22 protein-coding genes are annotated in these 26,548 nt (G+C 70.0%); 13 read left to right on the top strand and 9 right to left on the bottom strand.

The window, feature by feature from the left end; genetic code table 11:
* Nucleotides 1-108: 108 nt before the first annotated feature.
* From parE to CS062_RS01935, 5 genes are all read left to right on the top strand, one after another.
* Complete coding sequence (gene parE, locus CS062_RS01955; RefSeq protein ID WP_099859780.1) at nt 109-2,109, top strand: DNA topoisomerase IV subunit B; 2,001 nt, start codon at nt 109-111, stop codon at nt 2,107-2,109.
* A gap of 36 nt (nt 2,110-2,145) precedes the next feature.
* Nucleotides 2,146-2,706 (top strand): GNAT family N-acetyltransferase, encoded by a 561-nt coding sequence (locus CS062_RS01950; RefSeq protein ID WP_099859779.1) that lies wholly within the window; start codon nt 2,146-2,148, stop codon nt 2,704-2,706.
* Entirely contained in the window at nt 2,703-3,434 is a 732-nt protein-coding gene (locus CS062_RS01945; RefSeq protein WP_233217864.1) for a lytic transglycosylase domain-containing protein, read from the top strand. The genes CS062_RS01950 and CS062_RS01945 overlap by 4 nt, the downstream gene beginning before the upstream one ends.
* A 66-nt stretch (nt 3,435-3,500) precedes the next feature.
* Entirely contained in the window at nt 3,501-5,846 is a 2,346-nt protein-coding gene (gene parC / locus CS062_RS01940) for a DNA topoisomerase IV subunit A (protein WP_099859777.1), read from the top strand.
* A 185-nt stretch (nt 5,847-6,031) separates the two neighbouring features.
* Nucleotides 6,032-6,529: an FxDxF family PEP-CTERM protein gene (locus CS062_RS01935; RefSeq protein WP_099859776.1), complete on the top strand. Its 498-nt coding sequence runs from the start codon at nt 6,032-6,034 to the stop codon at nt 6,527-6,529.
* 187 nt (nt 6,530-6,716) lie between these two features.
* Here CS062_RS01935 and CS062_RS01930 read toward each other — a convergent pair whose 3' ends face one another.
* The 5 genes from CS062_RS01930 to CS062_RS01910 form a co-directional block, all read right to left on the bottom strand.
* The gene (locus CS062_RS01930; protein ID WP_099859775.1) at nt 6,717-7,043 is read right to left on the bottom strand and encodes a DUF3325 domain-containing protein; all 327 of its coding nucleotides are present in this window, start codon (nt 7,041-7,043) and stop codon (nt 6,717-6,719) included.
* Nucleotides 7,036-8,715, bottom strand: coding sequence for a PepSY-associated TM helix domain-containing protein (locus CS062_RS01925; RefSeq protein ID WP_099859774.1), 1,680 nt, complete (start codon nt 8,713-8,715; stop codon nt 7,036-7,038). The genes CS062_RS01930 and CS062_RS01925 overlap by 8 nt, the downstream gene beginning before the upstream one ends.
* A gap of 14 nt (nt 8,716-8,729) precedes the next feature.
* Nucleotides 8,730-9,056 carry an iron uptake protein gene (locus CS062_RS01920; protein WP_099859773.1) on the bottom strand — a complete coding sequence of 109 codons (327 nt, stop codon included), beginning with the start codon at nt 9,054-9,056 and terminating at the stop codon, nt 8,730-8,732.
* Nucleotides 9,057-9,188: 132 nt separating this feature from the next.
* Complete coding sequence (locus CS062_RS01915) at nt 9,189-10,229, bottom strand: quinone-dependent dihydroorotate dehydrogenase (protein WP_099859772.1); 1,041 nt, start codon at nt 10,227-10,229, stop codon at nt 9,189-9,191.
* A gap of 133 nt (nt 10,230-10,362) precedes the next feature.
* Nucleotides 10,363-11,325 (bottom strand): LysR family transcriptional regulator, encoded by a 963-nt coding sequence (locus CS062_RS01910; protein ID WP_099859771.1) that lies wholly within the window; start codon nt 11,323-11,325, stop codon nt 10,363-10,365.
* A gap of 112 nt (nt 11,326-11,437) precedes the next feature.
* Between CS062_RS01910 and CS062_RS01905 the strand changes: the two genes are divergently transcribed.
* From CS062_RS01905 to rpiA, 5 genes are all read left to right on the top strand, one after another.
* Nucleotides 11,438-12,415, top strand: a complete 978-nt coding sequence (locus CS062_RS01905) for a DMT family transporter (protein WP_233217863.1) — start codon at nt 11,438-11,440, stop codon at nt 12,413-12,415.
* Between the two features lie 103 nt (nt 12,416-12,518).
* Complete coding sequence (locus CS062_RS01900) at nt 12,519-13,652, top strand: 3-deoxy-7-phosphoheptulonate synthase (RefSeq protein WP_099859769.1); 1,134 nt, start codon at nt 12,519-12,521, stop codon at nt 13,650-13,652.
* Nucleotides 13,653-13,781: 129 nt separating this feature from the next.
* Nucleotides 13,782-14,210, top strand: a complete 429-nt coding sequence (locus CS062_RS01895) for a hypothetical protein (RefSeq protein WP_099859768.1) — start codon at nt 13,782-13,784, stop codon at nt 14,208-14,210.
* An 85-nt stretch (nt 14,211-14,295) separates the two neighbouring features.
* Nucleotides 14,296-14,769: a DUF6152 family protein gene (locus CS062_RS01890; RefSeq protein ID WP_199174148.1), complete on the top strand. Its 474-nt coding sequence runs from the start codon at nt 14,296-14,298 to the stop codon at nt 14,767-14,769.
* Between the two features lie 57 nt (nt 14,770-14,826).
* Nucleotides 14,827-15,486 carry a ribose-5-phosphate isomerase RpiA gene (gene rpiA, locus CS062_RS01885; RefSeq protein WP_099859767.1) on the top strand — a complete coding sequence of 220 codons (660 nt, stop codon included), beginning with the start codon at nt 14,827-14,829 and terminating at the stop codon, nt 15,484-15,486.
* 9 nt (nt 15,487-15,495) lie between these two features.
* On the opposite strand, the gene CS062_RS01880 is transcribed toward rpiA, so the two are convergent.
* A complete protein-coding gene (locus CS062_RS01880) occupies nt 15,496-17,046 on the bottom strand; it encodes a methyl-accepting chemotaxis protein (protein WP_099859766.1) in 1,551 nt (516 codons plus the stop codon).
* A gap of 341 nt (nt 17,047-17,387) precedes the next feature.
* On the opposite strand from CS062_RS01880, the gene CS062_RS01875 reads away from it, so the two are divergent.
* Nucleotides 17,388-17,957: a coiled-coil domain-containing protein gene (locus tag CS062_RS01875; protein WP_158238643.1), complete on the top strand. Its 570-nt coding sequence runs from the start codon at nt 17,388-17,390 to the stop codon at nt 17,955-17,957.
* Between the two features lie 26 nt (nt 17,958-17,983).
* Here the strand turns inward: CS062_RS01875 and mnmC are convergent, their stop codons facing one another.
* A complete protein-coding gene (gene mnmC / locus CS062_RS01870; RefSeq protein ID WP_099859764.1) occupies nt 17,984-19,960 on the bottom strand; it encodes a bifunctional tRNA (5-methylaminomethyl-2-thiouridine)(34)-methyltransferase MnmC2/FAD-dependent 5-carboxymethylaminomethyl-2-thiouridine(34) oxidoreductase MnmC1 in 1,977 nt (658 codons plus the stop codon).
* A gap of 151 nt (nt 19,961-20,111) precedes the next feature.
* The gene (locus CS062_RS01865; protein ID WP_099859763.1) at nt 20,112-21,662 is read right to left on the bottom strand and encodes a DEAD/DEAH box helicase; all 1,551 of its coding nucleotides are present in this window, start codon (nt 21,660-21,662) and stop codon (nt 20,112-20,114) included.
* A 467-nt stretch (nt 21,663-22,129) separates the two neighbouring features.
* Between CS062_RS01865 and CS062_RS01860 the strand changes: the two genes are divergently transcribed.
* Nucleotides 22,130-22,837 (top strand): winged helix-turn-helix domain-containing protein, encoded by a 708-nt coding sequence (locus CS062_RS01860; protein WP_158238642.1) that lies wholly within the window; start codon nt 22,130-22,132, stop codon nt 22,835-22,837.
* Nucleotides 22,838-22,899: 62 nt separating this feature from the next.
* Here CS062_RS01860 and CS062_RS01855 read toward each other — a convergent pair whose 3' ends face one another.
* Complete coding sequence (locus CS062_RS01855; protein WP_099859830.1) at nt 22,900-24,453, bottom strand: ABC transporter substrate-binding protein; 1,554 nt, start codon at nt 24,451-24,453, stop codon at nt 22,900-22,902.
* Nucleotides 24,454-24,741: 288 nt separating this feature from the next.
* On the opposite strand from CS062_RS01855, the gene ettA reads away from it, so the two are divergent.
* A complete protein-coding gene (gene ettA / locus CS062_RS01850) occupies nt 24,742-26,406 on the top strand; it encodes an energy-dependent translational throttle protein EttA (protein ID WP_099859761.1) in 1,665 nt (554 codons plus the stop codon).
* The last annotated feature ends 142 nt before the right edge of the window (nt 26,407-26,548 follow it).

Here is a 26,548-nt window from a genome sequence, read left to right as displayed (position 1 = left end):
CGCGGTCGCCCCGGCGCGGGCCCCGCCGTCGAGGGGAAACCCCCATGGGAACGACCCCTGCCATCCGGCGTCAGGGAGCGTCACCGGCGCTGCATAGAATCCCGCCCCATGGCAACCAAAGCAGTCAACCCACCCGGCAGCGCCCCAGGCAGCTACGGCGAAGGCTCGATCCGCGTCCTCAAGGGACTGGAGCCCGTCAAGCAGCGTCCGGGCATGTACACCCGCACCGACAACCCCCTGCACATCATCCAGGAGGTCATCGATAACGCGGCGGACGAGGCCTTGGCCGGACATGGCAAGCGCATCGCCGTCATCCAGCACACCGACGGCTCGATCACGATCGAGGACGATGGCCGCGGCATCCCCTACGGACTGCATCCGGAAGAGGGCGTGCCCGTCGTCGAGATCGTCTTCACCCGGCTGCACGCCGGCGGCAAGTTCGACAAGGGCTCGGGCGGGGCCTACAGCTTCTCCGGCGGCCTGCACGGCGTCGGCGTGTCGGTCACGAACGCGCTGGCCAAGCGGCTGCAGGTGACCGTCTATCGCGAAGGCCAGGTCGCGACGCTGGCCTTCTCCGGCGGCGACGTCGTCGAGCCGGTGGCCACCCGCAAGGGCGACCTCAAGGCCGGCGACCGCAAGACCGGCACGACGGTGCGCGTCTGGCCCGACGCTCGGTATTTCGAGAGCGCCGACCTGCCCAAGGGCGAGCTGGTGCACCTGCTGCGCTCCAAGGCGGTGCTGATGCCCGGCGTCACGGTCACGCTGACGCAGGAGAAGACCGGCGAGACGCAGACCTGGACCTACAAGGGCGGCCTGCGCGACTACCTGATGCAGTCGCTGCCGGCGGACCCGCTGATCCCGCTGTTCGAGGGCGAGCAGTTCGCCACCGCCTCCGAGAGCGAGAACTTCGCCGAGGGCGAGGGCGCCAGCTGGTGCGTGGCCTTCACCGAGGAGGGCCAGGTCATGCGCGAGAGCTATGTGAACCTGATCCCGACGGTGGCCGGCGGCACCCATGAATCGGGCCTCAAGGACGGCCTGTTCGGCGCGATCAAGGGCTTCATCGAGATGCACGCACTGGCGCCCAAGGGCGTGAAGCTGATGGCCGAGGACGTGTTCTCCCGTGCCAGCTTCGTGCTGTCGGCCAAGGTGCTGGACCCGCAGTTCCAGGGCCAGACCAAGGAGCGGCTGAACTCGCGCGACGCGCTGCGGCTGGTGTCGGCCTTCGTCAAGCCGGCGCTGGAGCTGTGGCTGAACCAGCATGTCGAGCACGGCAAGAAGCTGGCCGAGCTGGTCATCAAGCAGGCGCAGACGCGGCAGCGCGCGGCGCAGAAGGTGGAGAAGCGCAAGAGTTCCGGCGTGGCCGTGCTGCCCGGCAAGCTGACCGACTGCGAAAGCACCGACCTGCTGCACAACGAGCTCTTCCTGGTCGAGGGCGACTCCGCCGGTGGCTCGGCCAAGCTGGGCCGCGACAAGGAGACGCAAGCCATCCTGCCGCTGCGCGGCAAGGTGCTCAATGCCTGGGAGGTCGAGCGCGACCGGCTGTTCGCCAACAACGAGATCCATGACATCTCGGTGGCCATCGGCGTCGACCCGCACGGCAAGAACGACGAGCCGGACCTGTCCGGCCTGCGCTACGGGAAGATCTGCATCCTGTCGGACGCGGACGTGGACGGCGCCCACATCCAGGTGCTGCTGCTGACGCTGTTCTTCCGCCACTTCCCCAAGCTGATCGCCACCGGCCATGTCTACGTGGCGCGGCCGCCGCTGTTCCGGGTGGACGCGCCGGCGCGCGGCAAGAAGCCGGCCGCCAAGCTCTATGCGCTGGACGAGGGCGAGCAGATCGCCATCCTGGACAAGCTGCGCAAGGAAGGCGCGCGCGAAGGCAGCTGGAGCATCAGCCGTTTCAAGGGCCTGGGCGAGATGAACGCCGAGCAGCTCTGGGACACGACGCTCAACCCCGAGACCCGCCGCCTGCTGCAGGTGCAGTACGGCGACCTGGACTTCGCCGACACCGAGGGCGCCATCAACAAGCTGATGGGCAAGGGCGAGGCGGCGGCGCGGCGCGAGCTGATGGAGCTGCACGGCGACGCCATCGAGGTGGACGTCTGACCGGCCGGGCGCCGCGACGGCTCGAGGATCCCCGCCATGCTGGACCACCGCGTCACCCTGCGACCGACGATGCTGTCCGACCTGGACTTCGTCGTCGGCGTGGAGCAGGACGCGGGCAACCGGCCCTTCATCACGCCCTGGGAGCGCACGCAGCATGAGGGCGCGATCCGCTTCCCGGATGCGCGCCACTTCATCGTCGAGCTGGATGCGGAGCGCGCCGGCTTCGTGATCCTGCAGGGCTGCCGCAATCCCAACCGCTCGGTGGAGCTCAAGCGCATCGTGCTCGGCCCCAAGGGGCAGGGCGTGGGCCGGGTGTGCGTGCGGCTGCTCAAGAAGATGGCCTTCGCGCAACTGGGCGCGCACCGCTTCTGGCTGGACGTGAAGGGCCGCAACACGCGGGCCCAGGCGCTGTACCGCAGCGAAGGCTATGTCGAGGAAGGCCGGCTGCGCGAATGCGTGCGGGCCGAGGCGACGGCAGCCGGCGCGGGGACAGCCGATGGGCCGAACGCGGGCGGTGGCTTCGACGACCTGATCGTGATGTCGCTGCTGCGGCGCGAGTACGAGGCGCGCGTCGCGCAGGGCCTGGAGGCGGCATGAGCCACGGTCGCCCCGTTCGGTCGCGCGGGCGCGTCCTGAGGACGCGGCTGGCGATGAGCCTGGCCGTGGCCTTCGCCGCCAAGCTGACGCCGGCGCACGCGGAACTGTGGGGGTATGTGGACGCCGACGGCATCGCGCACTTCGCGCCGACGCAGGTCGACGGCCGCTTCCAGCCGGTGATGTCCCCGCTCAGCGGCATCCGCCGCGTGCCGGGCAAGACCGACCACGGCCAGCGCATGCTGACCTGGCTGGACATCGCGCCCGAGGTCAAGGCGGTGCAGCCGTACCTGCGCGAGGCGTCGGCCGCGACCGGCGTGGATGCCGAGCTGTTGAAGGCCATCATCGCGGTCGAATCCGGCTTCCGGCCGGAGGCGGTGTCGCCGCGCGGCGCGACCGGGCTGATGCAGATCACGCCGGTCACGGCGCAGCGCTATGCCACCGCGGAGGAACTGCGGCGGCCGCTGCACCTGCTGGAGCCGCGGACCAACGTGATGATCGGCGCCCGGATGCTGGCGGACCTGACGCGGCGCTTCGGGCGCCTGGACGCGGCGCTGGCGGCCTGGAACGCCGGCGAGGGCGCGGTGCGGCGGGCCGGCGGCCAGATGCCCGACATCGACGAGACCCAGGCCCATGTGCATCTGGTGCTCGAGCTGTACTGGGCCCTGCTGCAGCGCAGTCTCGGCGCCCGGGCCCGGCAACTGACGATGGTCGCGGCGCCGCTCGAGTGAGCGGGCGCGGCGGCCGACGATTTCCCGAGAAGATTCGAACGACCGGCGCAGGCCGGCATGAGAGCAATGACGCAAGAGACCTTTGATTTCGAGACACCGGGCCAACCGGGTGGCGGGCAGGCCCCGTCGGGCGACGCGCTGACGCTGGCGCAGTACGCGCAGCAGGCCTACCTGGAGTACGCGCTGTCGGTGGTGAAGGGCCGGGCGCTGCCGACCTACAGCGACGGCCAGAAGCCGGTGCAGCGCCGCATCCTCTACACGATGGAGCGGCTCGGGCTGGGCTTCGCCGGCGCCACCGGCGCCAAGGCGGTCAAGAGCGCCCGCGTGGTCGGCGAGGTGCTCGGCAAATACCACCCGCACGGCGACCAGGCCGCCTATGACGCGATGGTCCGCATGGCGCAGGATTTCAGCCAGCGCTATCCGCTGGTGGACGGCCAGGGCAACTTCGGCAGCCGCGACGGCGACAACGCCGCGGCGATGCGGTACACGGAAGCCCGGCTGTCGATCTACTCGCGGCTGCTGCTGGACGAGCTCGACCAGGGCACCGTCGATTTCCAGCCCAACTACGACGGCTCCGAGAACGAGCCCCGCGAACTGCCGGCGCGCTTGCCGTTCGTGCTGCTGAACGGCGCGTCGGGCATCGCGGTGGGCATGGCCACGGAAGTGCCCAGCCACAACCTGCGCGAGGTGGCGGAAGCGGCGGTGCTGCTGCTCAAGCGCCCGGACGCCAGCGACGACGAGCTCTACGGCGCGATCCAGGGGCCCGACTACCCGGGCGGCGGCCAGCTGATCAGTTCGGCGGAGGACATCCGCGCCGCCTACAACACCGGCCGCGGCAGCCTGAAGCTGCGCGCGCGCTGGAAGATCGAGGACCTGGCGCGCGGCCAGTGGCAACTGGTCGTGACCGAGCTGCCGCAGGGCGTCAGCACGGCCAAGGTGCTCGAGGAGATCGAGGAGCTGACCAATCCCAAGGTCAAGACCGGCAAGAAGACGGTCACGCCGGAGCAGTTGCAGCTCAAGGCCTCGGTGCTGGCGGTGCTGGACAAGGCCCGCGACGAGTCCAACAAGGACGCGCCGGTGCGCCTGGTGCTGGAGCCCAAGAGCCGCACCATCGAGCAGCAGGACCTGATCAACACGCTGCTGGCGCACACCAGCCTGGAGACCTCGGCGCCGCTGAACCTGACCATGGTCGGCGACGACGGCCGTCCGGTGCAGAAGACGCTGCGCAAGATCCTGACCGAGTGGATCGGCTTCCGCCTCAACACGGTGACGCGCCGCACGCAGCACCGCCTGGACAAGGTCCGCGACCGCATCCACATCCTGGAGGGTCGGCACGAGATCCTGCTGCACATCGACGAGGTCATCGCGCTGATCCGTCACTCGGACGAGCCCAAGCCGGCGCTGATCGAGCGCTTCAAGCTCAGCGAGCGCCAGGCCGACGACATCCTCGAGATCCGGCTGCGCCAACTGGCGCGCCTGGAGTTCATCAAGATCGAGCAGGAGCTCAAGAGCCTGCGCGAGGAGGCCGGCAAGCTCGAGGAGATCCTGTCCAACCCATCGGTGCTGCGGCGCACCGTGGTCAAGGAGATCGAGTCGGACGCGAAACAGTACGGCGACGAGCGCCGCACGCTGATCCAGGAAGACAAGCGCGCCGTGGCCGAGGTCCGCATCGTCGACGAGCCGGTGACGGTCGTCGTCAGCCTGAAGGGCTGGGTACGCGCGCTCAAGGGCCATGAGGTCGATCCGGCGGCGCTGGCCTTCAAGTCGGGCGACTCGCTGTATGGCGTGTTCCCGTGCCGCAGCGTCGATCCGCTGGTGGTGCTGGGCAGCAACGGCCGGGCGTATTCGGTGCCGGTGTCGGCGCTGCCGGGCGGCCGCGGCGACGGCCAGCCGATCACGACGCTGATCGAGCTGGAATCCGGCAGCCAGATCGCCCATTACTTCGCCGGCGCGGCGACGCAGAAGTTGCTGCTCGCGGGCACCGGCGGCTTCGGCTTGGTGGCCGAGGTGGGCGACCTGGTCGGACGCCAGAAGGCGGGCAAGGGCTTCCTGAGCCTGGAAGGCGAGGAGCGGCCGCTGCCGCCGGCGGTGGTGCCTGCCGGCGAGGTCGCCGGCGTGCAGGTGGCCTGCCTCTCGATGGCGGGTCGGCTGCTGACCTTCGCGATCGACGAGCTCAAGCACCAGCCCAAGGGCGGGCGCGGCCTGACGCTGATCGACCTGGATGCGAAGGACGCGCTGGTGAGCGTCGCCGCCTTCACCAACCAGCTCCTGGTCAGCGGCACGGCGCGTGGTGGCAAGGCCAAGGAAGAGCCGCTGAAGGGCGCGGCGCTGGCTGGTTATGCCGGCAAGCGTGCCAAGAAAGGCAAGGCCTGCGACCTCATGCAGAAGCCGATGCGGGTCACGGCAGCCTGACGCCCGACGCAGGCCCCGGCCGCGGTGCGCCGGCATGCCCGGATCGGGCACGCAGGGGACAGGCGTGTCCCCTGTTTCTTACCGCTGTGACGCACCGCAACAAAAGTCGCGCCTTTGTGCAAGACACGAACGCATGCTGCGGTGCAAACTTCCTCACGAATCAACTCGTTTGGGATGGGCGCAGCATGAAGTTCAAGTCTCTCGCCGTGGCGCTGGCCGCGGCACTCATCGGTGGCGCCGCCGCGGCGTCGACGCTGGATCCGGTGTTCGTCACGCCGTCCAACGGCAGCTTCTCGGATGTGGTCCTCGGCAGCTTCACCCTGACGCAGGCGTCGGATGTGACCGGCACCGTGTTCGCCGCGACCTCGATCGACTTCGGCAGCGGTTTCACGCTGCCGCTGCAGTCGGTGACCTTCAGTTTCGCCGGCCTGAACGGCACCGGCCTGGCGGCGGTGACCGACCTGGATGCCAGCGCTGGCGGCTTCCGCTATGCCAATCTGGCCGCGGGCACCTACCAGCTGATCGCCAGCGGCACGCTGGGCGGCAGCGGCTTCGGCAACATCGCGGTGCTGTCGACGACGGTCAACGCCGTGGCGGCCGCGGTGCCGGAACCGGCCACCTACGCCCTGATGCTGGCCGGCATCGGCGCCCTGGGCGTCGCCGCCCGCCGCCGTCGGGTCTGAGGGCGTGGGCCGCGTCTTCGGGACGCGGCCTCGGCGCCTGATCGAGGCTTCTCATCGAAGCACCACGCCGTCCCGGCGCGGTGCTTTTTTCATTGGGCGGTGCAAGAGCGTGCTGAAGCGCTGAAGCGCTGATGCGCTGAACGCTGGAAGGCGGGCTACCTCGCCATCGCGGCGAGGTGCTGCCCGGCTATCGGGCCGTGATGCCGCGCGGCCACAGGGGCCGCAGCCACTGCGGCCGCCACGACAGCGTGGCCGCGATCGCCATCGCGCTGCCGGCCAGCAGCATCAGCCAAACGAGTACCGCCATCGTCGGATGATCCGCCGCCAGGCACAGGCCCAGCGAAGCGGCGAGCGCCAGCGCGCCGGCCAGGCGCAGCGAGCGCGCGAGTGAAGGCGGTGGCGCGGCGTCGCCATGGACCTGTTCCCAATGGGTGTCCATCGCCAGCGCGAGCCAGCCGAAACCGAGCACGGCGCTGACCGCGGCGCCGGTGAGCAGCAGGGTCGGCTCAGCCATGGCGCGCCTCCGCGGTGGCCAGCACGGCGGGCGAACTGCCGGTCGCCGAGGCCTTTGCACGCCGGGCAAGCCGGCCGGCCGCCAGGATCGCCACGACGGCGGTCGCCAGCAGGCTGAGGTCGACGCCCGCCACCGGCCAGTAGCCGGCCGCGAGGGTGCGTCCCAGATGGTCGCCGGTGGTGATCGCATTGGCGACGACCGCCGTCACCGCGCCTGCGGCGATGAACCAGCACTGCTCGCGCCAGGCCGGATTCATCCGCGCCCGCGCGACCGCGCCCCCGCGGACGAAGGCATGCAGCAGCGCCAGACTCCAGGCGCTCCAGAACACCGTTTGCTCCCAGCCACCCTTGTCGGCGAGCGACTCCGGCAGCAGCCGGTTGGCGACCAGCATCGCCATCGTCGCGACCAGCATGCCGGTGACCGTGGTGACCGCCAGCGCGTCGACGACGCGGCTGCCCGCGCTGCCGGACTTCGCATGCTGCTGCTTGCGCTTCTCGACGAAGAACAGGAAGCCGGTGGCGATGCAGACGCAACCCAGCAGCCCGCCCAGCACATACAGCCAGCGCAGCAGCCAATGGCGGAAGTGCTGCAGATGCAGCCCGGTGAGGAACTCGTTGACGCTGTCCACGGCGCTGCGCGGCGGATCCTCGCGCAGCAGCTCGCCGGTGGTCGCCTTGAAGTGCACGCCTTCACCGGTCAGGGCGACGCGGTCGGTGCCGGCGCGATAGACGCTGACGTAGGCATTGGCATCGCCCACATGGCTCACATAGACGAAACCGACGTCGCCGGCCATGCCCTTGGCTTCCCAGCGCCGCTGGGCCTGCGCCACCATCGCGTCCACCGAGGCCATCGGCGCGGCCACGCCGGCGCGCTCGTGCGGCAGGCCGGTCTCGCGCGCCTCGACCTGCTCGTGCAGTTCATGCAGGTCGTGCAGCTGCGTGTGGGCGACTGGGAAGTAGATGCCCGCGAAGATCACCAGCCCGGTGAAGGCGAAGAAGAAGTGGAAGGGCAGGGCGACCACGCCGGTCAGGTTGTGCAGGTCCAGCGCACTGCGTTGCACGGTCTTGTGACGGCGGAAGGTGAAGAACTCCCGGAAGATCTTGCGGTGCATCACCACGCCGCTGACCAGCGCGGCCAGCATCATCAGCGCCGAGAAGCCGACGATCCAGGTGCCCAGGTCCTTCCAGCTCAGGTGCAGGCTGTAATGCAGCGGGTAGAAGAACTCGCTGCCGATGCGCAACTGCCCCTGCGGCAGCACCGCACCGGTGCGCGGGTCCAGCGCGTGGCTGGCGAAGACGGTCTCGTCCGGGTCCTTCGCCCGCGGCACCTCGAAGCCGGCGAACACCGATACCACCGGATCGCGGTGCGTCGTGTAGGCGCCCCAGCTGCGCACCACCTCGAAGCGCTCGGGCAGCGGGCCGTCGACGCGGCCGTCGAGCAGCGCGACCGCGTCCTTGTCCGGCTGCATCCGCTCGAAGGCGGGCTTGAGGATGGTGTCGAAGGACGGCATCGGCTGCGGCGCGAAGCGCGACGACGGGATCGCCCATCGGTCGATTTCCCGGTCGAAGACCGACAGCGCGCCGAAGAAGAACACCACCATCAGCACGAAGCCCAGCACCAGGCCGAACCAGGTGTGCAGCCAGGCCATCGAGAGCCGGAAGTTCTGGAACATGGTCGCTCCTTGCGTCAGGTCAGCAGCGCACGCTGGATCAGCGCCGCGGCTCCGGTCATCAGGCCGCCGCCGACCAGCAGCACCGCCCAGATCAGGCCGGTGCGCCGCGCCGCGAAGGTCCACAGGAAGACCGCCAGGTAAAGCAGCACGGCCAGGATCGCGGCCAGATGCTCGGCGTCGTGGAAGGGCATGCCCAGGCTGTACAGCCCGGCATGGACGACGGCGATGAAGCCCCAGCAGAACGCATAGCCGCCGAGGATCGCCGCGCCGATGCGCGACAGCAGCGCCAGCGGCGGGAGCCGGCTCGGGGTGCGAGAGGGAGGGGGCGCGGTATCGGTCATGGATGCCGAAGGCTCAAGGGCTGTTGCAAATGCGAGGCATTATCATCTTGTCTGCGGCTCAGAGGCTGTACCCCCAATGAAAAAGCGCTCCTCGGGGGAGCGCTTCGTCGTCTTGAGGGAGGCGGGGCGTCGTCAGAGCCGCGCCATCGCCCTGGCGCACTCCGGCACCAGGGCCGGGCCCTTGTAGATCAGGCCGGTGTAGAGCTGGACCAGGTCGGCGCCGGCCTGCAGCTTGGCGCGCGCATCCTCGCCGCTGAGCACGCCGCCCACGCCGATGATCGGATACCCGCTGCCCAGGGCGGCGCGCAGCAGGCGGATGACGCGGTTGCTGGCCTCGAAGACCGGCGCCCCCGACAGGCCGCCGGTTTCGCCGGCATGCGGCAGGCCCTGCACCGCATCGCGGGCGATCGTGGTGTTGGTCGCGATCGCGCCGTCGATGCCATGGCGCTTCAGGCTCGCGGCGATCACCGCCACCTGATCCTCATCCAGGTCGGGCGCGATTTTCACGAACAGCGGCACCTGCCGGCCGCTCTCGTCCTGCAGCGCCAGGCGGCGCGCCTGCAGCGGACCGAGCAGCGCATCCAGGGCCTCGTCGCTCTGCAGCTGGCGCAGGTTCTTCGTGTTGGGGCTGGAGATGTTGACGGTGATGTAGTCCGCGTGCGGGAACACGCCTTCCAGGCCGATCAGGTAGTCGTCGACGGCGCGCTCGATCGGCGTGACGGCGTTCTTGCCGATGTTCAGCCCCAGCAGACCGCCGTGGTGACGGAAGCTGTGCGAGCGCTTCACGTTGGCGATGAACGCGTCCAGCCCCTCGTTGTTGAAGCCGAGCCGGTTGATCAGCGCCTGCCGGGCCGGCAGGCGGAACATGCGCGGCTTGTCGTTGCCCGGCTGGGCCTTGGGCGTGACCGTGCCCACCTCGATGAAGCCGAAGCCCATCGCGCCCAGGCCGTCGATGCAGCGTCCGTTCTTGTCGAGGCCGGCGGCCAGGCCGATGCGGTTGGGGAACTTCAGTCCGGCGACGGTCACCGGATCCGACACCCGCGTCTGGGCCCAGGCGCATTGGGCCGGCGTGTTCTGGAGGCGGGCGATGCTGCCCAGGGTCAGTTCGTGCGCGTGTTCGGGATCCAGGCCGAACAGGAAGGGACGGGCGAAGCCGTAGGGGATGAGGGCCATGATGGGGCGGCATTGTCTCATCGCGTCCTCGCGGGGGCCGGTCGCGCCTACTCCCGGCGTGCGAACGGTGATGGGGGACTCGCCCTAGCTCCAACGGGCCTCGGCCCGGACGGGCATGTCGGGCGAGCCGGTTTCACGGGGCCTGGAGCGCAGGCTCCGGGCGGTCCCAGGGCGGCACGTCCCCCAATCGCTCGACACAGAAGTCGATCAGCGCCCGGACCTTGGGACTGGGAAAGCGGCTGGGCAGATAGACCGCATAGAGCGTGTCGGCCTCGGCCGGTCCGCCGAGCGGCGTCCAATCGGGAAGCAGCGCGATCAGGCGACCGGCGCGCAGGTCGCGGCCGATGGCGTAGGTCGGCAGCACCGCCAGCCCCATGCCGGCGAGCGCGGCCACGCGCAGCGATTCGCTGCTGTTGGCGGTCAGGCCGCTCTCGAAGCGCAGCGCGCCGGAGATCTCGACCTCGGCCTCGCCCTGGTCCGGGTGACGGAAGCGCCAACGCTCCGGCGCGTGCAGATAGCCGAAGCGCAGGCAGCGGTGGTCGGCCAGCTCGGCGACCGAGGTGGGCGTGCCCTGCGCCGCGAGGTAGGCCGGCGACGCGCACAGCACGAAACGGATCTCCGCCAGCTTGCGCGCCACCAGGCCGGGGCTCGGGCGGCCGGTCAGCCGCAGCACGAGGTCGAAACCTTCCTCGGCCAGGTCGACATAGCGGTCGTTGAGCCCCAGCACGACCTGCAACTGCGGATGGCGCGCGCAGAACTCGGTGAGCAGCGCGGTGAATTGCAGGTTGCCGAAGGCGGTGGAGGTGCTGAGCCGCAGCACGCCCCGCGGCTGCTCCCGCTGGCCGGCGAGCTCCGCATCCAGCGCCTGCGCTTCCTCCAGCAGGCGCAGTGCGCGCTCGTACACGCCGCGTCCCTCGGCGGTGGGGCTGATGCTGCGGGTCGTCCGGTGCAGCAACCGGGTGCCCAGCTGCTGCTCCAAGCGCGCGACCTGCTTGCTGACGGCCGACTTGGTCGCGCCCAGCAGCTTGGCCGCGCCCGAGAAGCTGCGCGCGTCGACGACGCGGGCAAAGGCCTGAAGGTCTTCCAGACGTCCCATGGTGAGATTCCGATTGTTCTCGATATGGAAACTCTAAAACGAAGTGACAGCGGATTGTGTCCACGGGCGCTCGTTTCTAGAGTGCGTCCATCCGTTCCTCCTGGAGTCCGTCATGTCGTCATCCATGCCCAGCCTCCTTTCCCGCCCCGCAGGGCGTTTCGCGCTGGCGAGCGCCCCCCGGCCGGACCGCCGAGCAGCCGTCGCGGCGCGGAGCGACCGCCTCGGCGCGCTGGTCGCGCTGAGCCTGCCGTCGCTCTTCATCCTGCTGTGGAGCACCGGTTACCTGGCCGGCAAGCTGGCGCTGCCGCATGCCGGCCCGTTCACCCTGCTCGCACTGCGCTTCGGCCTGGCGGCGGCGGTTCTGCTCGGTGTGTCGGTGGCGACCGGCGCGCCCTGGCCGAAGACGCCGCGGGCCTGGATCCACCTCGGCATCGTCGGCTTGCTCATGCAGGTGCTGCACTTCTCTGGCGTCTATTGCGCGATCGCATGGGGGCTGCCCACCGGCGTGGCCGCGCTGCTGATCGGCCTGATGCCGCTGGCCACCGCGCTCGGCGCGCACCTGTGGCTGGCCGAGCGCATGAGCGCGGGCCAATGGACGGGCATGCTCGGCGGGCTGGCCGGCGTGGCGCTGGTGATCGCCGATCGGCCGCTGGGCGGCGGCGCCTGGCAGGCCTACGGCGCGGGGCTGGTGGGCCTGGCGGGACTGGTGGCCGGCACGCTGTACCAGAAGCGCTTCTGCGCCGGCATGGACCTGCGCACCGGCAGCGGCATCCAGATGACGGTCTCGGCGCTCACGGTCACGGCCCTGGCCTGGTGGCGCGAGCCCGGCGTGCCGGACTGGAGCGCCGAGTTGATCGGCGCGACGCTGTGGCTCGGCCTGGTGAACTCGATCGGCGCGTTCAGCCTGATGTTCGTGATGATCCGGCGCGGCCAGGCGGCGGCGGTGGCACGGCTGTTCTACCTGATCCCCGGCGTGTCGGCGCTGATGGGCGTGGCGCTGCTGGGCGAGCACCTGGGCGCGCTGTCGCTGGCCGGATTCGTCGTCGCGGCGGCGGCGGTGGGGCTGGCGTCGATGAAGCGTGGCGGCTGATGTCCGGAATTGCTGGCTCGGCACGCGGCAGGGCGGCGGGCGGGCGGATAATCGCCGCTTCGTTTTCCGCGTTTCCGTGTCCGAGAGGGCACCCGCCGCCGCCATGAAGCACCTCGACCATCCGCAGCACGACCGCGAAGTCGGCTCCGCCGACTCCACCCGCGACGCCACCCGCACCGACGACACCCGCATCGACGCGGTCCGCCCGCTGATCTCGCCGGCGCTGCTGCTGGACGAGCTGCCGCTGCCGGAGGCCTCGCTCGAGGTGGTCGAGACGGCGCGGCGCGAGATCAGCGACGTGCTGCACGGCCGCGACGATCGACTGCTGTGCGTCGTGGGACCGTGCTCGATCCACGACCATGGCCAGGCGATGGACTACGCCCGCCTGCTCAAGGACCTGCGCGACGAGCTCCGGCAGGACCTGCTGGTTGTGATGCGGGTGTACTTCGAGAAGCCGCGCACGACGGTGGGCTGGAAGGGCTACATCAACGACCCGCACCTGGATGGCAGCTTCCACATGAACGAGGGCCTGCGGCTGGCCCGCCAGCTGCTGCTGGATGTCACCGCCCTGGGCCTGCCGGCCGGCACCGAGTTCCTGGACCTCCTGTCGCCGCAGTACATCTCCGACCTGATCGCCTGGGGCGCGATCGGCGCGCGCACCACCGAGAGCCAGAGCCACCGCCAGCTCGCCTCCGGCCTGTCGTGCCCGGTCGGCTTCAAGAACGGCACCGACGGCTCGGTGAAGATCGCCGCCGACGCGGTGCTGGCCGCGCGCGCCAGCCATGCCTTCATGGGCATGACCAAGATGGGGCTGGCCGCGATCTTCGAAACCCGCGGCAACGACGACTGCCACCTGATCCTGCGCGGCGGCAAGGCGCCGAACTACGACGCGGCCTCGGTGCAGGCGGCGGCCGAGGTGCTGAAGGCGGCGGGGCTGCGCGAGCAGCTGATGATCGACTTCTCGCATGCCAACTCGTCCAAGAAGTACGAGCGCCAGATCGACGTCGGCCAGGACGTCGGCGCGCAGATCGCCGGTGGCGACGCGCGCATCACCGGCGTGATGATCGAGTCGCACCTGCAGCCGGGCCGCCAGGACCTGCTCGCGGGCCAGACCAAGGCGGACCTGCTGCCCGGCGTGTCGATCACCGACGCCTGCCTGGGCTGGAGCCAGACCGAGCCGCTGCTGCGCTCGCTGGCCGCCGCGGTGCGCCAACGCCGCGATCGCCGCGGCGCCTGAGCGGCGCCCGCCCACGAGCGCATGGGAAGCGCATGAGGGCTGAGCGCACGAGGGGCGAGCGCATGAGGGCCTGGCGTCTTCCGCCTGCCACGCCTTGCCCCGGTCCGCACCGGACGGCGGGCTGAATCCATGTGGGAGACGCTGACGGCGCTGGCGGCCCATCCCTGGGCCTACCCGGCATGGTCGGTCGTGCACCTGGTCGGACTGGGCGCGCTGTTCGGCGGCCTGCTGGTCTTTGAACTGCGTGCGCTGAGCGCGCGTCGAGAGCTGGACCCCACCGCGCTGGCGCGACTGGCGATTCCCACGGCGCTGGCGGGCTTCGCGCTGTGCGCCGTGTCCGGCGCGGCGATGTTCGCGACCCAGCCGCAGGAGTTGTGGGTCAATCCGGCGCTGCGGGTGAAGCTCGCGCTGATCGCCCTGGCGGGCCTGAATGCGGCCTGGTTCCATTGGCGAGGCGGCGTGCGTGCGCAGGACCGGCTGGGCCGCTGGCAATGCCTGCTGTCGTTGGGGATTTGGGTCGCTGTCATCATCTGCGGGCGCTGGATCGCCTTCGTCTGAGGCCCATCGACGGCCGATCACCGATCGACGGGGTCGGGCCCGCCCGGACAGCATCACCGCCGGCGCGTCGCACAAGGAGGCTTCGATGGAACGACGTTCACTGCTGGCCGCGCTCGCGGCCGCGCCTTGGCTCCCCACCGCCGTCCGCGCCCACCACGGCTGGAGCAGTTTCGATCAGGACCGCCCGCTGTACCTGGAGGGGCGCGCGATCAAGGTGCTCTGGCGCAATCCGCATGCCGAGCTGGAGCTGGAGCTGCCCGAGCGCCAGGCCCTGCCGCAGGACCTCCAACAGCGCGCCTTGCCGAAGCAGACGACCACGGTGGACGGCGCCGCGCTGCTGGCGAAGGCGCAATTGCCGACGCGGCGCGATCGGCGCTGGCAGGTGGAGCTCGCGCCGCTGACGCGGCTCGAGGCCTGGCAGGTCCAGGAGATCAAGCCCGGGACCACGCTGTCGGTGATCGGCTTTGCCGCGCCGGGTGAGCAGGGCGCCGCGGTGCTGCGCGCGGAGTACCTCTTCGTCGACGGCAAGGTCTACGGCCTGAGGTCCTCGCCCGCCTGACTCCGGGGAAGGCCGGCGGCGATAATCGCGGCTTTCCTCCGCAGCCCCCGCATCCCCATGACCCAAGACGAATTGAAGACCCTGGTCGGCCAAGCCGCATTGCAGTACGTGACGCCGGACACGGTGGTGGGCGTGGGCACCGGCTCGACGGTGGACAAGTTCATCGATGCGCTGGCCGCCAGCGGCATGCGCATCGCCGGCGCGGTGTCCAGTTCGGTACGCAGCACCGAGCGCATGAAGGCGCTGGGCATCCCGGTGCTGGACGCATCGGAGGTCGAGTCGCTGCAGGTCTACATCGACGGCGCCGACGAGATCGATCGCCAGGGCCACATGGTCAAGGGCGGCGGCGCGGCGCTGACGCGCGAGAAGATCGTGGCCGACTTGGCGAAGACCTTCGTCTGCATCGCCGACGAGAGCAAGCTGGTCGACGTCCTGGGCGCGTTCCCGGTGCCGGTCGAGGTGATCCCGATGGCCGCCGCGCAGATTGCGCGCCGCTTCCGCGCGATGGGCGCCGAGCCGGTGCTGCGCAAGGACTGCGTGACCGACAACAGCTGCCACATCCTCGACGTCAAGGGCCTGCGGATCACCGATCCCGCCGCCTTCGAGGCCGAGGTCAGCCAGTGGCCCGGCGTGGTCACCGTCGGCGTCTTCGCCCGCAACAAGGCGGGCGTGTGCCTGCTGGGGACGGCGCAGGGCGTCCGGACGATGACCTTCTGAGCCGCGCGCTCAGCGCAGCCGGAACACCGAGATCGCGCCGGCCAGCCGCTGCGACTGCTCCTTCAGGCTCTCAGCCGCGGCGGCCGATTCCTCGACCAGGGCCGCGTTCTGCTGCGTCATCTGGTCGAGCTGGCCGATGGCCGCGTTGACCTGGTTGATGCCGTCGCTCTGCTCGCGCGAGGCTGCGCTGATCTCGCCGATGATGTCGGCCACGCGCTGGACGCTGGCCACGATCTCGGTCATCGCGCCGCCGGCATCCTCGACCAGGCGCGAGCCGGACTCCACCCGCTCCACGCTGGCGCCGATCAGCGTCTTGATCTCCTTGGCGGCCTCGGCGCTGCGCTGCGCCAGCGAGCGCACCTCGCTCGCCACCACCGCGAAGCCGCGACCCTGTTCGCCGGCGCGGGCGGCTTCCACCGCCGCGTTCAGCGCCAGGATGTTGGTCTGGAAGGCGATGCCGTCGATCGTGCCGATGATGTCGGCGATGCGGCGCGAGCTCTCGCTGATCTCGCCCATCGTCGCCACCACCTGACCCATCACCGAGCCGCCGCGCTGCGCCGTTTCCGCCGCCGAGCTCGACAGCTGGTTGGCCGTCATCGCCGAGTCCGCCGTCTGGCGCACGGTGCCGGTCAGCTGGGTCATCGAGGCCGCGACCTCCTGCAGGTTGGAGGCGGTCTGCTCGGTGCGCGCGCTGAGGTCGTGGTTGCCGGTCGCGATCTCGGCGCTGGCGGTGCCGATGCTTTCCGCGGAGCCGCGCACGTCGCCGATCAGCTTCAGCAACTGCGCCTGCATGCCGCCCAGCGAGCCCAGCAGCTTGCCGGTTTCATCACGGCCGCCGGCCGGCACCGGCCGGGTCAGGTTGAAGTGGGCGATGGCGTCGGCGACCTCGGCCGCGCCCTGCAGCGGACGGGTGATCGAGCGTGTCAGGGTGACCGCGAACCACACGCCCAGGCCGAGCGCCACCAGCGAGAACACCAGCAGCGCCGTGCGCGCCCGGCGGTTGGTCGCGTCGACCTGCTGGGCGGCGTCGTCCAGCAGGCTGCGCTTGTGCTGCACGATGGCCTGGATCGCTTCCTGGAACCGGGTGGCGGCGGGTTGGAAGTCGCGGTCGAAGATCTCGCGCGCCTTCTCGGCCTCGCCGGTCTTCTTGCTGGCCGCCACGGCGTCGCGCGAGCTCAGGTAGCCCTTGCGCGCCTCGCTGAGCGTGTCGAACATCCGGCGTTCGTCCGGCGTGACCATGTAGCCGTCGAGCCGCTTCTGCAGCTCGCCCGACTGCCGGGTCGACTCGGCCGAGGTCGCGGCGAAGAACTGGGCGAGGCTGGGGTCGGCGCTGACGGCGATCGCGCTGGTGCGGTTCACGCCGTTGGTGATGTTGCGGTACCAGTCGGAGGCGACGCGCTCGGCGGCCAGGTCCTGGTTGAACATCACGTCGGTCTCGGCGGCCACGCGGCCCAGCGCCAGGTAACTCAGGCCCGAGCCCACGAAAGCGATCAGCAGCACCAGGCCCAGCACCACGCCGAGCCGCTGGCCGATCGATCGGCCGGCGACGAGATGAATCATGGATGTCCCCTACAGATGTCGATGTGCGTTGATTGGCCCGCGCCCGGACGGAGCGCGGCACGCCCTTGGCGGCGTTTCCGCTCCATATCGACGCGGGCGTCGGAAACTTGAACGACCGCGGCGACGCGCGGCGGGGAATGCGTCATCCGTCACGCTCGGGGCGCCGGTCCCTGCTGCGTCGGGTCCGATCCGGCACCGCGGCGGAATCCGGTTGATCCTCCGCAAGGGGGGATCTCACTCCCCCGTCGGCTCCCCCGACGTTTGCAAGTCGATGGTCGCGTCCGGTGGCAGAGTCGTCGCCTGGGATGGGCAAGGGCTCGTCAGCGATGTTGGAGAAGGCGATGCAAGGAATCGACAACGGGCTGCGCGGCGACCGCGGCAGTGTGGGCGTGGCGGATCTGGCGATCCAGGTCCAGGCGTTGAAGACGCGGATGGACACCGTGCTGCCCACGCTGGCGACGCGTGAACAACTGGCGCAGGAGGTCGGTGCGCTCCGCAGCGAGATGAAGCACGAGATCGGCGCCCTGCGCAGCGAGATGAAGGAGGAGCTCGGTGAGCTCCGCAGCGAGATGAAACAGGAGATCGGCGACCTGCGCAGCGAGATGAAACAGGAGATCGGCGACCTGCGCAGCGAGATGAAGCACGAGCTCGGCGGGCTTCGCAGCGAGCTGAAGCAGGAGGTGGGAGGTCTGCGCGCCGAGATCAAGGACTCGATCGGCGGACTGCGCGCGGAGATGCATCAGACGGTCACGAGCGCCATCAAGTGGGGGCTGGGCATCGGGCTCAGCGCGATCACCGCGGCGGCGGCCTTCGTGACGCTGATGTCACCGCACTTCCCGCCGTCCTCGCGGGCCCGTGAGGCCGTGTCCGCGGTGATGGTGAAGCCGGAGGCGCTGCCAGCCCAGCCATGACCGACCATGACCAGGCATGACTGAGGTCATCCGCCGCTTCTGCGCTGCTTCGCGCCGAAGCGCGCCGGATCGACGGCCTCGGCCAGGCTGGCTTCAATCGGCCACGGTGCCCCAGTGAGCTGCGCGGCGATGAGCTCCGCGCACAGCGTCGCCGACGTGATGCCGCGGGAGCCCAGTGCGCCGAGCACCATCAGCCCCGGATGCCGCGGCCAGAAGCGCACCTGTTCCGCGCGCTGTGCCGGCGCCTGCGCGGGCAGGGCGCCGACGATGGGCAGCCGGTCCGGCACCAGGCTGCGCCACCCCACGCGGCCTGCGAGCGGCAGCGGATCGCCCTCCAGCGCGTCGACGGTCGTTGAAGCCGTTGGCGCGTGGCCCAGGGCGTCCGGCAGCAGCTCTGCCAGGCGAGCCAGGTTCTGGGCCTGATCCGCGGCGCGAAGCTGGGGTTCGGGATCGCCGGCATCGGCGCTGGCGCCGAAGCACATCGTGCCGTCGGGCAGGCTCAAGGCGTAGCCGAGCCCGGCCACCGGCAGGCCGAGCACGCAGGGCGAGCGATCCCGGGGCAGGGTGCTCAGTTGCCCGCGCTGCGAGATCCACGGCCACGCGGGTCCAGCCGACCAATCCGCCATCAGCTGGGCATTGGCGGTGCCGCCGCAGAGCACCACCGCGTCGGCGGTCGCGATCGTCGTGCCGTCCGCGCCGAGCGCGGCCCAGCGACCGCTGGCGTCGTCGCGCTGCAGGCCTGCCACGGCCGTGTCGTGGCGCAGCGAGAAGCCCGGGCGGCGCGCCGCTTCCGCGAGCCAGGCCGCCACGAGCGCTGGCGGCGACACCGCGCCACCGCCCGGGAAGTGCCAGGCGGGGCGCCCGAGCGGGACCTTCGCCAGCGCCGCGGCTGCGTCGGCATCGAGCGCCTGGATGTAGGCCGCGGGCAGGCCGCTGCGGTCCAGCAGGCCGCGCATGTCGTCGAGGGCCTGCGGCCCGCGCTCGACCCGCAGCAACCCCCATTGCAGCCAGGGCAGGGTGGGGGCGATCCGGCGCAGTTCGCGCTCCGTCGCCAGGGCCGCGGCCCGGTTTAAGCGCGCATGCACGCCATCGTCGGCATGGAGGGTGCCGTGAAAGAGCCCGCCCGGATTGCCGGAGGCCTGGCCGGCCGGCGTGGGGCCGGCCTCGAGCACCGTCACCTGCAAGCCCTCGCGTGCCAGCACGCGTGCACAGGCCGCGCCGGCCAAGCCGGCGCCGACGATCAGCACGTCGCGCGGCGCGGGATGCGGCCTTGCGCGGCCAGGCGGTTCCGGCGCGCGATGGCGCGGCGCGAAGGTCGCGACGGTCGTCGCCCATTTGCCGCCGGTTCCCGGCCGCTTCTCCACCTGGAAACCCGCGGCGGCGAGCCCGTCTCGCACGGCCCGCGCCACGCTCCAGGTCGCGGCCGTGGCGCCGGGAGCGGCCAGCCGGCCGGTCTGACGCAGCACGGCTTCATCCCACAACTCGGGGTTCTTCGCCGGAGCGAAGCCGTCCAGGAAGAACGCGTCCACCGAAGCCACCAGCTCCGGCAGCCAGTCCCGCGCGTCGCCCAGCGCGAGCATCAGTCGCACCCGTCCGTTCTCGAAATCCAGCGCATGCAGGTTGGGTGTGAGCGGGGGCCATGCGTCGATCAGCTGCGCGGCCAATTCCGGGACCGGCGATGCGGCATGGGCACGCGCCAGGTCGTCGCGGGTCAGCGGGTGCTTCTCGACGCTGAGGAAGACCAGGCGCTCGCAGCGCGAGGGATCGTCGCGCCACGCCGCCCAGGTCGTCAGGAAGTTGTTCCCCAGGCCGAAGCCGGTCTCCAGCACGACGAAGCGCGTGCGGCCCGCCCAGCGACCCGGCAAGCCGTTGCCGGCCAGGAAGACAAGCCGCGCCTGCTCGAAAGCACCGAACGGTGCGTGGTAGAGGTCGCCGAACTCGGGCGCGTGGGGCACGGCGCCGGAAAAGTCGACGCGGGCGGGAACGATGGGCGCGGTCTTCATGGGGAGTGGCCGCGAGTATGCCCAAGGCGGGCAGGCGAGGCCGATGTGGGCGCCGCGCACGATGCCGCAAGAGCCAAAGGCGGGCAGGCGACGGTGGAAATGAAAACGGCGCCGATGACGGCGCCGTCGTTGCTCGGCCGAAGCCGGCCGGTCAGGAGGTCGACTTCGGGCGCGTCAGCGCCGAGCCGGCCGGTCGATTGCCCTGGCTGCCGTGACGGCTGCCCTGGCCCTGGCCTTGACCGTGGCGCTGGCCACCGGCGCTCTGACCTTGCGATGTCCGCTGGCCTTGCCCCTGGCCGCCCTGACCCTGCCGCTGGCCCTGGCCGCCGCTGTTGCCACCGCTGCGCTGGCCGCCTTGGCCGCCTTGGGCGCCTTGCGCCGGACGTCCGCCCTGGCCGCCGCCCTGCGGACGACCCTGGCCTTGCGAGCGACCACCACCGCCGCCGCCGCCACGACGGCCACCGCCGCCACCGGCCGGGCGCGGCGAACCCGACGACTTGCCCACGCCGCCGTTGAGGACCATGCGGCCCATCACGATCGGTTCGGCCTTGGCGTTCGGATCCGGCTCGAAGCCGGGCACCACCTCGCGCGGGATCTCGCGCTTGATCAGCTTCTGGATGTCGCGCAGGAAACCTTCCTCGTCGACGCACACCAGCGACAACGCCTCGCCCTGCGCGCCGGCGCGACCGGTGCGGCCGATGCGGTGCACATAGTCCTCGGCCACATTGGGCAGCTCGTAGTTGATGACGTGGGGCAACTGGTCGATGTCGATGCCGCGCGCGGCGATGTCGGTCGCCACCAGCACCTTCAGGTCGCCGCTCTTGAACTCGGACAGCGCCTTGGTGCGAGCGCCCTGGCTCTTGTTGCCGTGGATCGCCATCGCGGTGATGCCCTGCTTGTCCAGGAACTCGGCCAGGCGGTTGGCGCCGTGCTTCATCCGCGTGAACACCAGCACCTGATGCCAGTCGTGCTTGGTGATCAGGTGGGCCAGCAGTTCCTTCTTCTTGTCGCGGTCGACCGGGTGGATGCGCTGGGCGATCGTGTCGGCGGTGGCATTGCGGCGCGCGACCTCGATCAGGCCCGGGTTGTCCAGCAGCCGGTCGGCCAGCGCCTTGATCTCATCGCTGAAGGTCGCCGAGAACAGCAGGCTCTGCTTCTTGGCCGGCAGCAGCGCCAGCACCTTCTTGATGTCATGGATGAAACCCATGTCCAGCATGCGGTCGGCTTCGTCCAGCACCAGGATCTCGACCTTGGACAGGTCCAGCGTGCCTTGCTGCGCATGGTCCAGCAGGCGGCCGGGCGTCGCCACCAGGATGTCCACGCCCTTGCGCAGCCTGTCGATCTGCGGCTGCATGCCGACGCCGCCGAACATGACCATGCTGGTCAGCGGCAGGTACTTGCCGTAGGTGCGAACGCTTTCCTCGACCTGCGCCGCCAGCTCGCGCGTCGGAGTCAGCACCAGGGCACGGATGGCGATGCGGCCCTTGGCGTCGCGCACCGGCTTGCCGGCGGACAGGCGCTCCAGCACGGGCAGGGTGAAGCCGGCGGTCTTGCCGGTGCCGGTCTGGGCGCCGGCCATCAGGTCGCCGCCGGTCAGGACGGCGGGAATCGCCTGGCTCTGGATGGGGGTGGGGGTCGAGTAGCCGGCATCGGCGATCGCGCGGAGCAGGGGCTGGGAGAGCCCCAGTGCGTCAAAACTCATAAGCTGCTTTGTTCGTGCCCGGACGGGCTTTGTGTGCAGCGCGCCGGCCCGTGGGGCCTGGCGCCAGTCTTCGGCTGCCGTGGGAGAGCGTGAGCTCAGAAATGAAAACCGCGGCAAGACTGAGCCGCGGTGATGGGGGGGATTGTAGCCGAGGGGGTGTCCCCCTACAGGGGGATCGGTCGCGCCCGAGGTCGGAAGGATGCAAGTTCCGCACGGGTTGCTCACGCGATCGACACGCTTGGCCGGGCGCGATCGGCCCATCCGGCCCCCCGGAATGCGCAGGCCGCGGACAGCTTGGCGCAAGCTCGGTGACAGCCGTCATTCAGCCCCGCGTGTCGGTGCCCGCAGTCGTGTTTCGGGGCGGTAAACCGCGGGTAAAAAGGGCTGCGAGGCCCGTGCTGATCGGCCTTCGGACGGGGTTGCGGCGGCATAGTCTTGCGCCAGTGTTGCCACTTGCCCCCTTGTCCATGAGCGCCCTGTTTCCCGATCCTGCCGCCGGCACCCATTTGCTGCTGCTGGACCCCGACCCGCATGCGCGCCTGCGATTCGCCGGCCTGATGCGGGCCTGGGGTTTTCGCGTCACCGACAGCAGCGAGGCGGCCTTGCTGGACCGCGTGCCGCTGCTGCCGGTGGACCTGGCCCTGATCGATCCGAGCGATGCGCGGGAGGCGGGTTGGGGCGCGCTGACGCGGCTCAGGCAGCGCTCGCGGCTACCGGTGATCGTGCTGCTGCAGCAGGACAGCACGTTGGAGCGGGTGCTGGCGCTGGAGCGCGGGGCCGATGCGGTACTGGCCAAGGACGGCGAACCGCGCGAGCTGCAGGCCCGCATCAAGGCGCTGCTGCGGCCCCGCGAGGGCGACGCGGCGGAGGTGCTGATGTTCGGCCGGTTCCGGCTCGAGCCGATGACGCGCCGCCTGACCGGGCCCGGGGGTTTCTGCGTCGTGCTCTCCCAGAGCGAATACAAGCTGCTGCGGGCCTTCCTCGAGCGGCCGCACAGCGTCCTGCAACGCCAGGAACTGCTGCACCTGGCGCGCGGCGATGGGGTCAACGCGCTGGAGCGCTCGGTGGACCTGATGGTGTCGCGGCTGCGGCAGAAGCTCAACGACGATCCGAGCTCGCCGCTGATCCGGACCGTGCGGGGAATCGGGTACCTGTTCGACCCGCCGCTGCGCTGACCGAGCCAGGCACGGAGCCCCACCCCGATCCCTCTCCCGCTTCGCGGGCGAGGGGCTCTCCGTCACTTCGCCGCGACCGACGCCCAGCGCAGCTCGAACCAGTTGTCCGGGCGATGGACCACCGTCACGTTGGCCCGCGTGGCCCACGGGATCATCTGGCGGTGCAGCGGGATCAGGTGCACCTGTGACCGGAACTCGGCCAGCGCGGCCTTGATCAGCGCCTCGCGCTTCTTCGGGTCGGCCTCCTCGCTCGAGGCGGCGGCCAGTTCGTCGAACTTGTCGTCCTTCCAGTTGCCGAAGTTGTACTGGCCGACCGACTTCTCGCCGCGGTTGCGCATCAGCGGCGTCATCGCGACCTCGGCGTCGGTGATGCTGCCGCCCCAGCCATACATGTAGAGACTGGTGTCCAGCTTCTCCAGCTTGGGGAACATCAGCACCCGCGGCTGCGCGTTGACCTTGACCTTCACCTTGAGCTGCGCCCACATCGACGCCAGCGCCAGGCAGATGCGCTCGTCGTTGATGTAGCGGTTGTTGGTGCAGTCCAGGGTGACCTCGAAGCCGTTGGCATAGCCGGCGTCGGCCATCAGCTTGCGCGCGGCGGTCAGGTCGTAGGGCAGCCGGGTCTCGAGCTGCGGGTCGTTGAACGCGCCCAGCGGCGACGGCGTCAGGCCGCCGGTGGGCAGGCTCAGCCCGTTCATCAGCTTGGTGCGCAGCGTCTGGATGTCGACGGCCTGGTACAGCGCCTGGCGCACGCGCAGGTCCTTGAACGGGTTCTTGTCGCCCGGCACCTTCGCGTACAGCAGCTTGTCGCGCGCCTGGTCCATGCCGATGAAGACGATGCGGTTCTCCGGCCCTTCCTGGACCTTCACCTGCGGCGTCTGCTTGAGCTTGGGGATGTCGCGCGGCGAGGGGTCGAGCACGAAGTCGATCTCGCCGGAGACCAGCGCCGCCAGCCGCGTCGCGTCGTTGGCGATCGGCGTGTAGACGGCGTCCTGGACGTTGCCGTCGAACTTGCCCCACCAGTCGGGGTTGCGCTTGAACGTGGTGCGGATGCCGGGCTCGCGGGCCGTCATCTGGTAGGGGCCGGTGCCGTTCGCATGCGTCGCGGCATAGGTTTCCTGCTTGTCCTTGAAGTTCTGCGGCTGGACGACCTTGTGCTGCTCGCACCAGCGCTTGCTCATGATGAACAGCGTGTCCAGGTGCTGCAGGAAGATCGGATTGACCTTGTCGAGCTGGAACTCGACGGTGAAGTCGTCGATCTTGCGCGGCGTCCCCACCGCCTGCGCGTAGACGCTGATCTGCGAGTAGGGATCCTTCGCCCGGTTGATCGAGAACACCACGTCGTCGGCGGTGAACGGCGAACCGTCGTGGAATTTCACGCCCTGGCGCAGCTTGAGCCGCCACAGCGTGGGCTTGAGCTGGGTCCACTCGGTGGCAAGACCCGGCACCAGGTTGAGGTGGCGGTCGCGCGAGACCAGCCGCTCGTAGACCTGGCCGTTCATCGCGTTGGTGACGATCTCGTTCTGCGAATGCGGATCGGCCGTCTGCATGTCGCCCTGGCTGGCCCAGCGCAGCGTCTGGGCCTGCAGGCCGCCAGTGACGAGGGCCAGCGCCATCGGCAGGGCGGCCAGCGCGGCCCGGGCCAGGCGCGCGCTTGGCGCGCGCGATCGGACGGAGATGGGACGGAACGGCATGGTGGTCATCTCGGTGCGAATGGGAAGATGAGGGGAAGGTGGGAAGGGCGATCGAGTTTAGGGGCATGGGCGGAAGCTGCGACAATGCATGCCTATTGCCCGGGCGAGCCCCCACCGCCCATGCACACCCCGGCCGCCGGATCACTCCGCGATCCCCGGCGCCCAAGGGGCCTCCCAGGTCAACCCACGAAACGCTGAACAACCATCGCCATGGCTCAATACGTCTTTTCGATGAACCGCGTCAACAAGACGGTTCCCCCGAAACGCCACATCCTCAAGGACATCTCGCTGTCCTTCTTCCCCGGCGCCAAGATCGGCGTGCTGGGCCTGAACGGCTCGGGCAAGTCCACGCTGCTGAAGATCATGGCCGGCGTCGACAAGGAGATCGAGGGCGAGGCGATCCCGATGCCCGGCATCAAGATCGGCTACCTGGAGCAGGAGCCCAAGCTCAATCCGGACCAGACCGTGCGTGAAGCGGTCGAGGAAGGCATCGGCGGCGTGCTGGCCGCCAAGAAGCGCCTGGACGAGGTCTACGCCGCCTACGCCGAGCCGGACGCCGACTTCGACGCGCTGGCCGCCGAGCAGGGCGAGCTCGAGGCGATCATCGCCGCGGCCGGTTCGGAGAACACCGACCTGCAGCTGGAACTGGCCGCGGACGCGCTGAACCTGCCGCCGTGGGACGCCAACATCGGCGTGCTGTCCGGCGGCGAGAAGCGCCGCGTGGCGCTGTGCCGCCTGCTGCTGTCCAAGCCCGACATGCTGCTGCTGGACGAACCGACCAACCACCTGGACGCCGAATCGGTGGAGTGGCTGGAGCAGTTCCTGCAGCGCTTCCCGGGCACCGTCGTGGCCATCACCCACGATCGCTACTTCCTCGACAACGCCGCCGAATGGATCCTGGAACTGGACCGCGGCCATGGCATCCCCTGGAAGGGCAACTACTCCGACTGGCTGGACCAGAAGGAGCGTCGCCTGGAGCAGGAGCAGAAGTCCGAGGACGCCCGCGCCAAGGCGATGAAGGAAGAACTGAAGTGGGTCCGCTCCAACGCCAAGGGCCGCCAGGCCAAGAGCAAGGCGCGCCTGGCCCGCTTCGAGGAACTGAGCGACGTCGAATACCAGAAGCGCAACGAGACGAACGAGATCTTCATCCCCGTGGCCGAGCGCCTGGGCAATGAGGTCATCGAGTTCGAGAACGTGACCAAGTCCTTCGGCGACCGCGTGCTGATCGACAACCTGTCGTTCAAGGTTCCGCCCGGCGCGATCGTCGGCATCATCGGCCCGAACGGCGCCGGCAAGTCGACGCTGTTCCGCATGATCCAGGGCGTCGAGCAGCCGGACTCGGGCACGGTGAAGATCGGCAAGACGGCCAAGCTGGCCTTCGTCGACCAGAGCCGCCAGAGCCTGGATGCCAACAAGACGGTGTGGGAAGACGTCTCGGGCGGCCTGGACAACATCGTCGTCGGCAAGTTCGTGATGCCGTCGCGCGCCTACATCGGCCGCTTCAACTTCAAGGGCAACGACCAGCAGAAGATGGTCGGCCAGCTGTCTGGCGGCGAGCGCGGTCGCCTGCACCTGGCCAAGACCCTGGCCCAGGGCGGCAACGTGCTGATGCTGGACGAACCGTCCAACGACCTGGACGTCGAAACCCTGCGCGCGCTGGAAGAGGCGCTGCTGGAGTTCGGCGGCTCGGCGATGGTGATTTCCCACGATCGCTGGTTCCTGGACCGCATCTGCACCCACATCCTGGCCTGCGAGGGCGACTCGCAGTGGTTCTTCTTCGACGGCAACTTCCACGAATACGAAGCTGACAAGAAGAAGCGCCTGGGCGAGGAAGGCGCACGTCCGAAGCGGGTGCGCTTCAAGCCGATCGCCTGATCGACCCGGTAGCCAGTCGTCGATCCGCGCCCTCTGGCGCGGGTCGCTCCAGGCGCCCGCGAGGCCTCGATTTCAAGAGGTGTCGCGGGCGTTTTTCATTGGGGCCGATTCATTTCACGAATCTTTACGGCGCACCCATGGG

Origin of the sequence: Roseateles chitinivorans (genome assembly GCF_002761755.1) — a bacterium.
Taxonomy (GTDB): Bacteria; Pseudomonadota; Gammaproteobacteria; order Burkholderiales; family Burkholderiaceae_C; genus Roseateles; species Roseateles chitinivorans.
The sequence above is the reverse complement of the archived record's forward strand: the minus strand, read 5'-3'. Positions and strand labels throughout refer to the sequence as shown.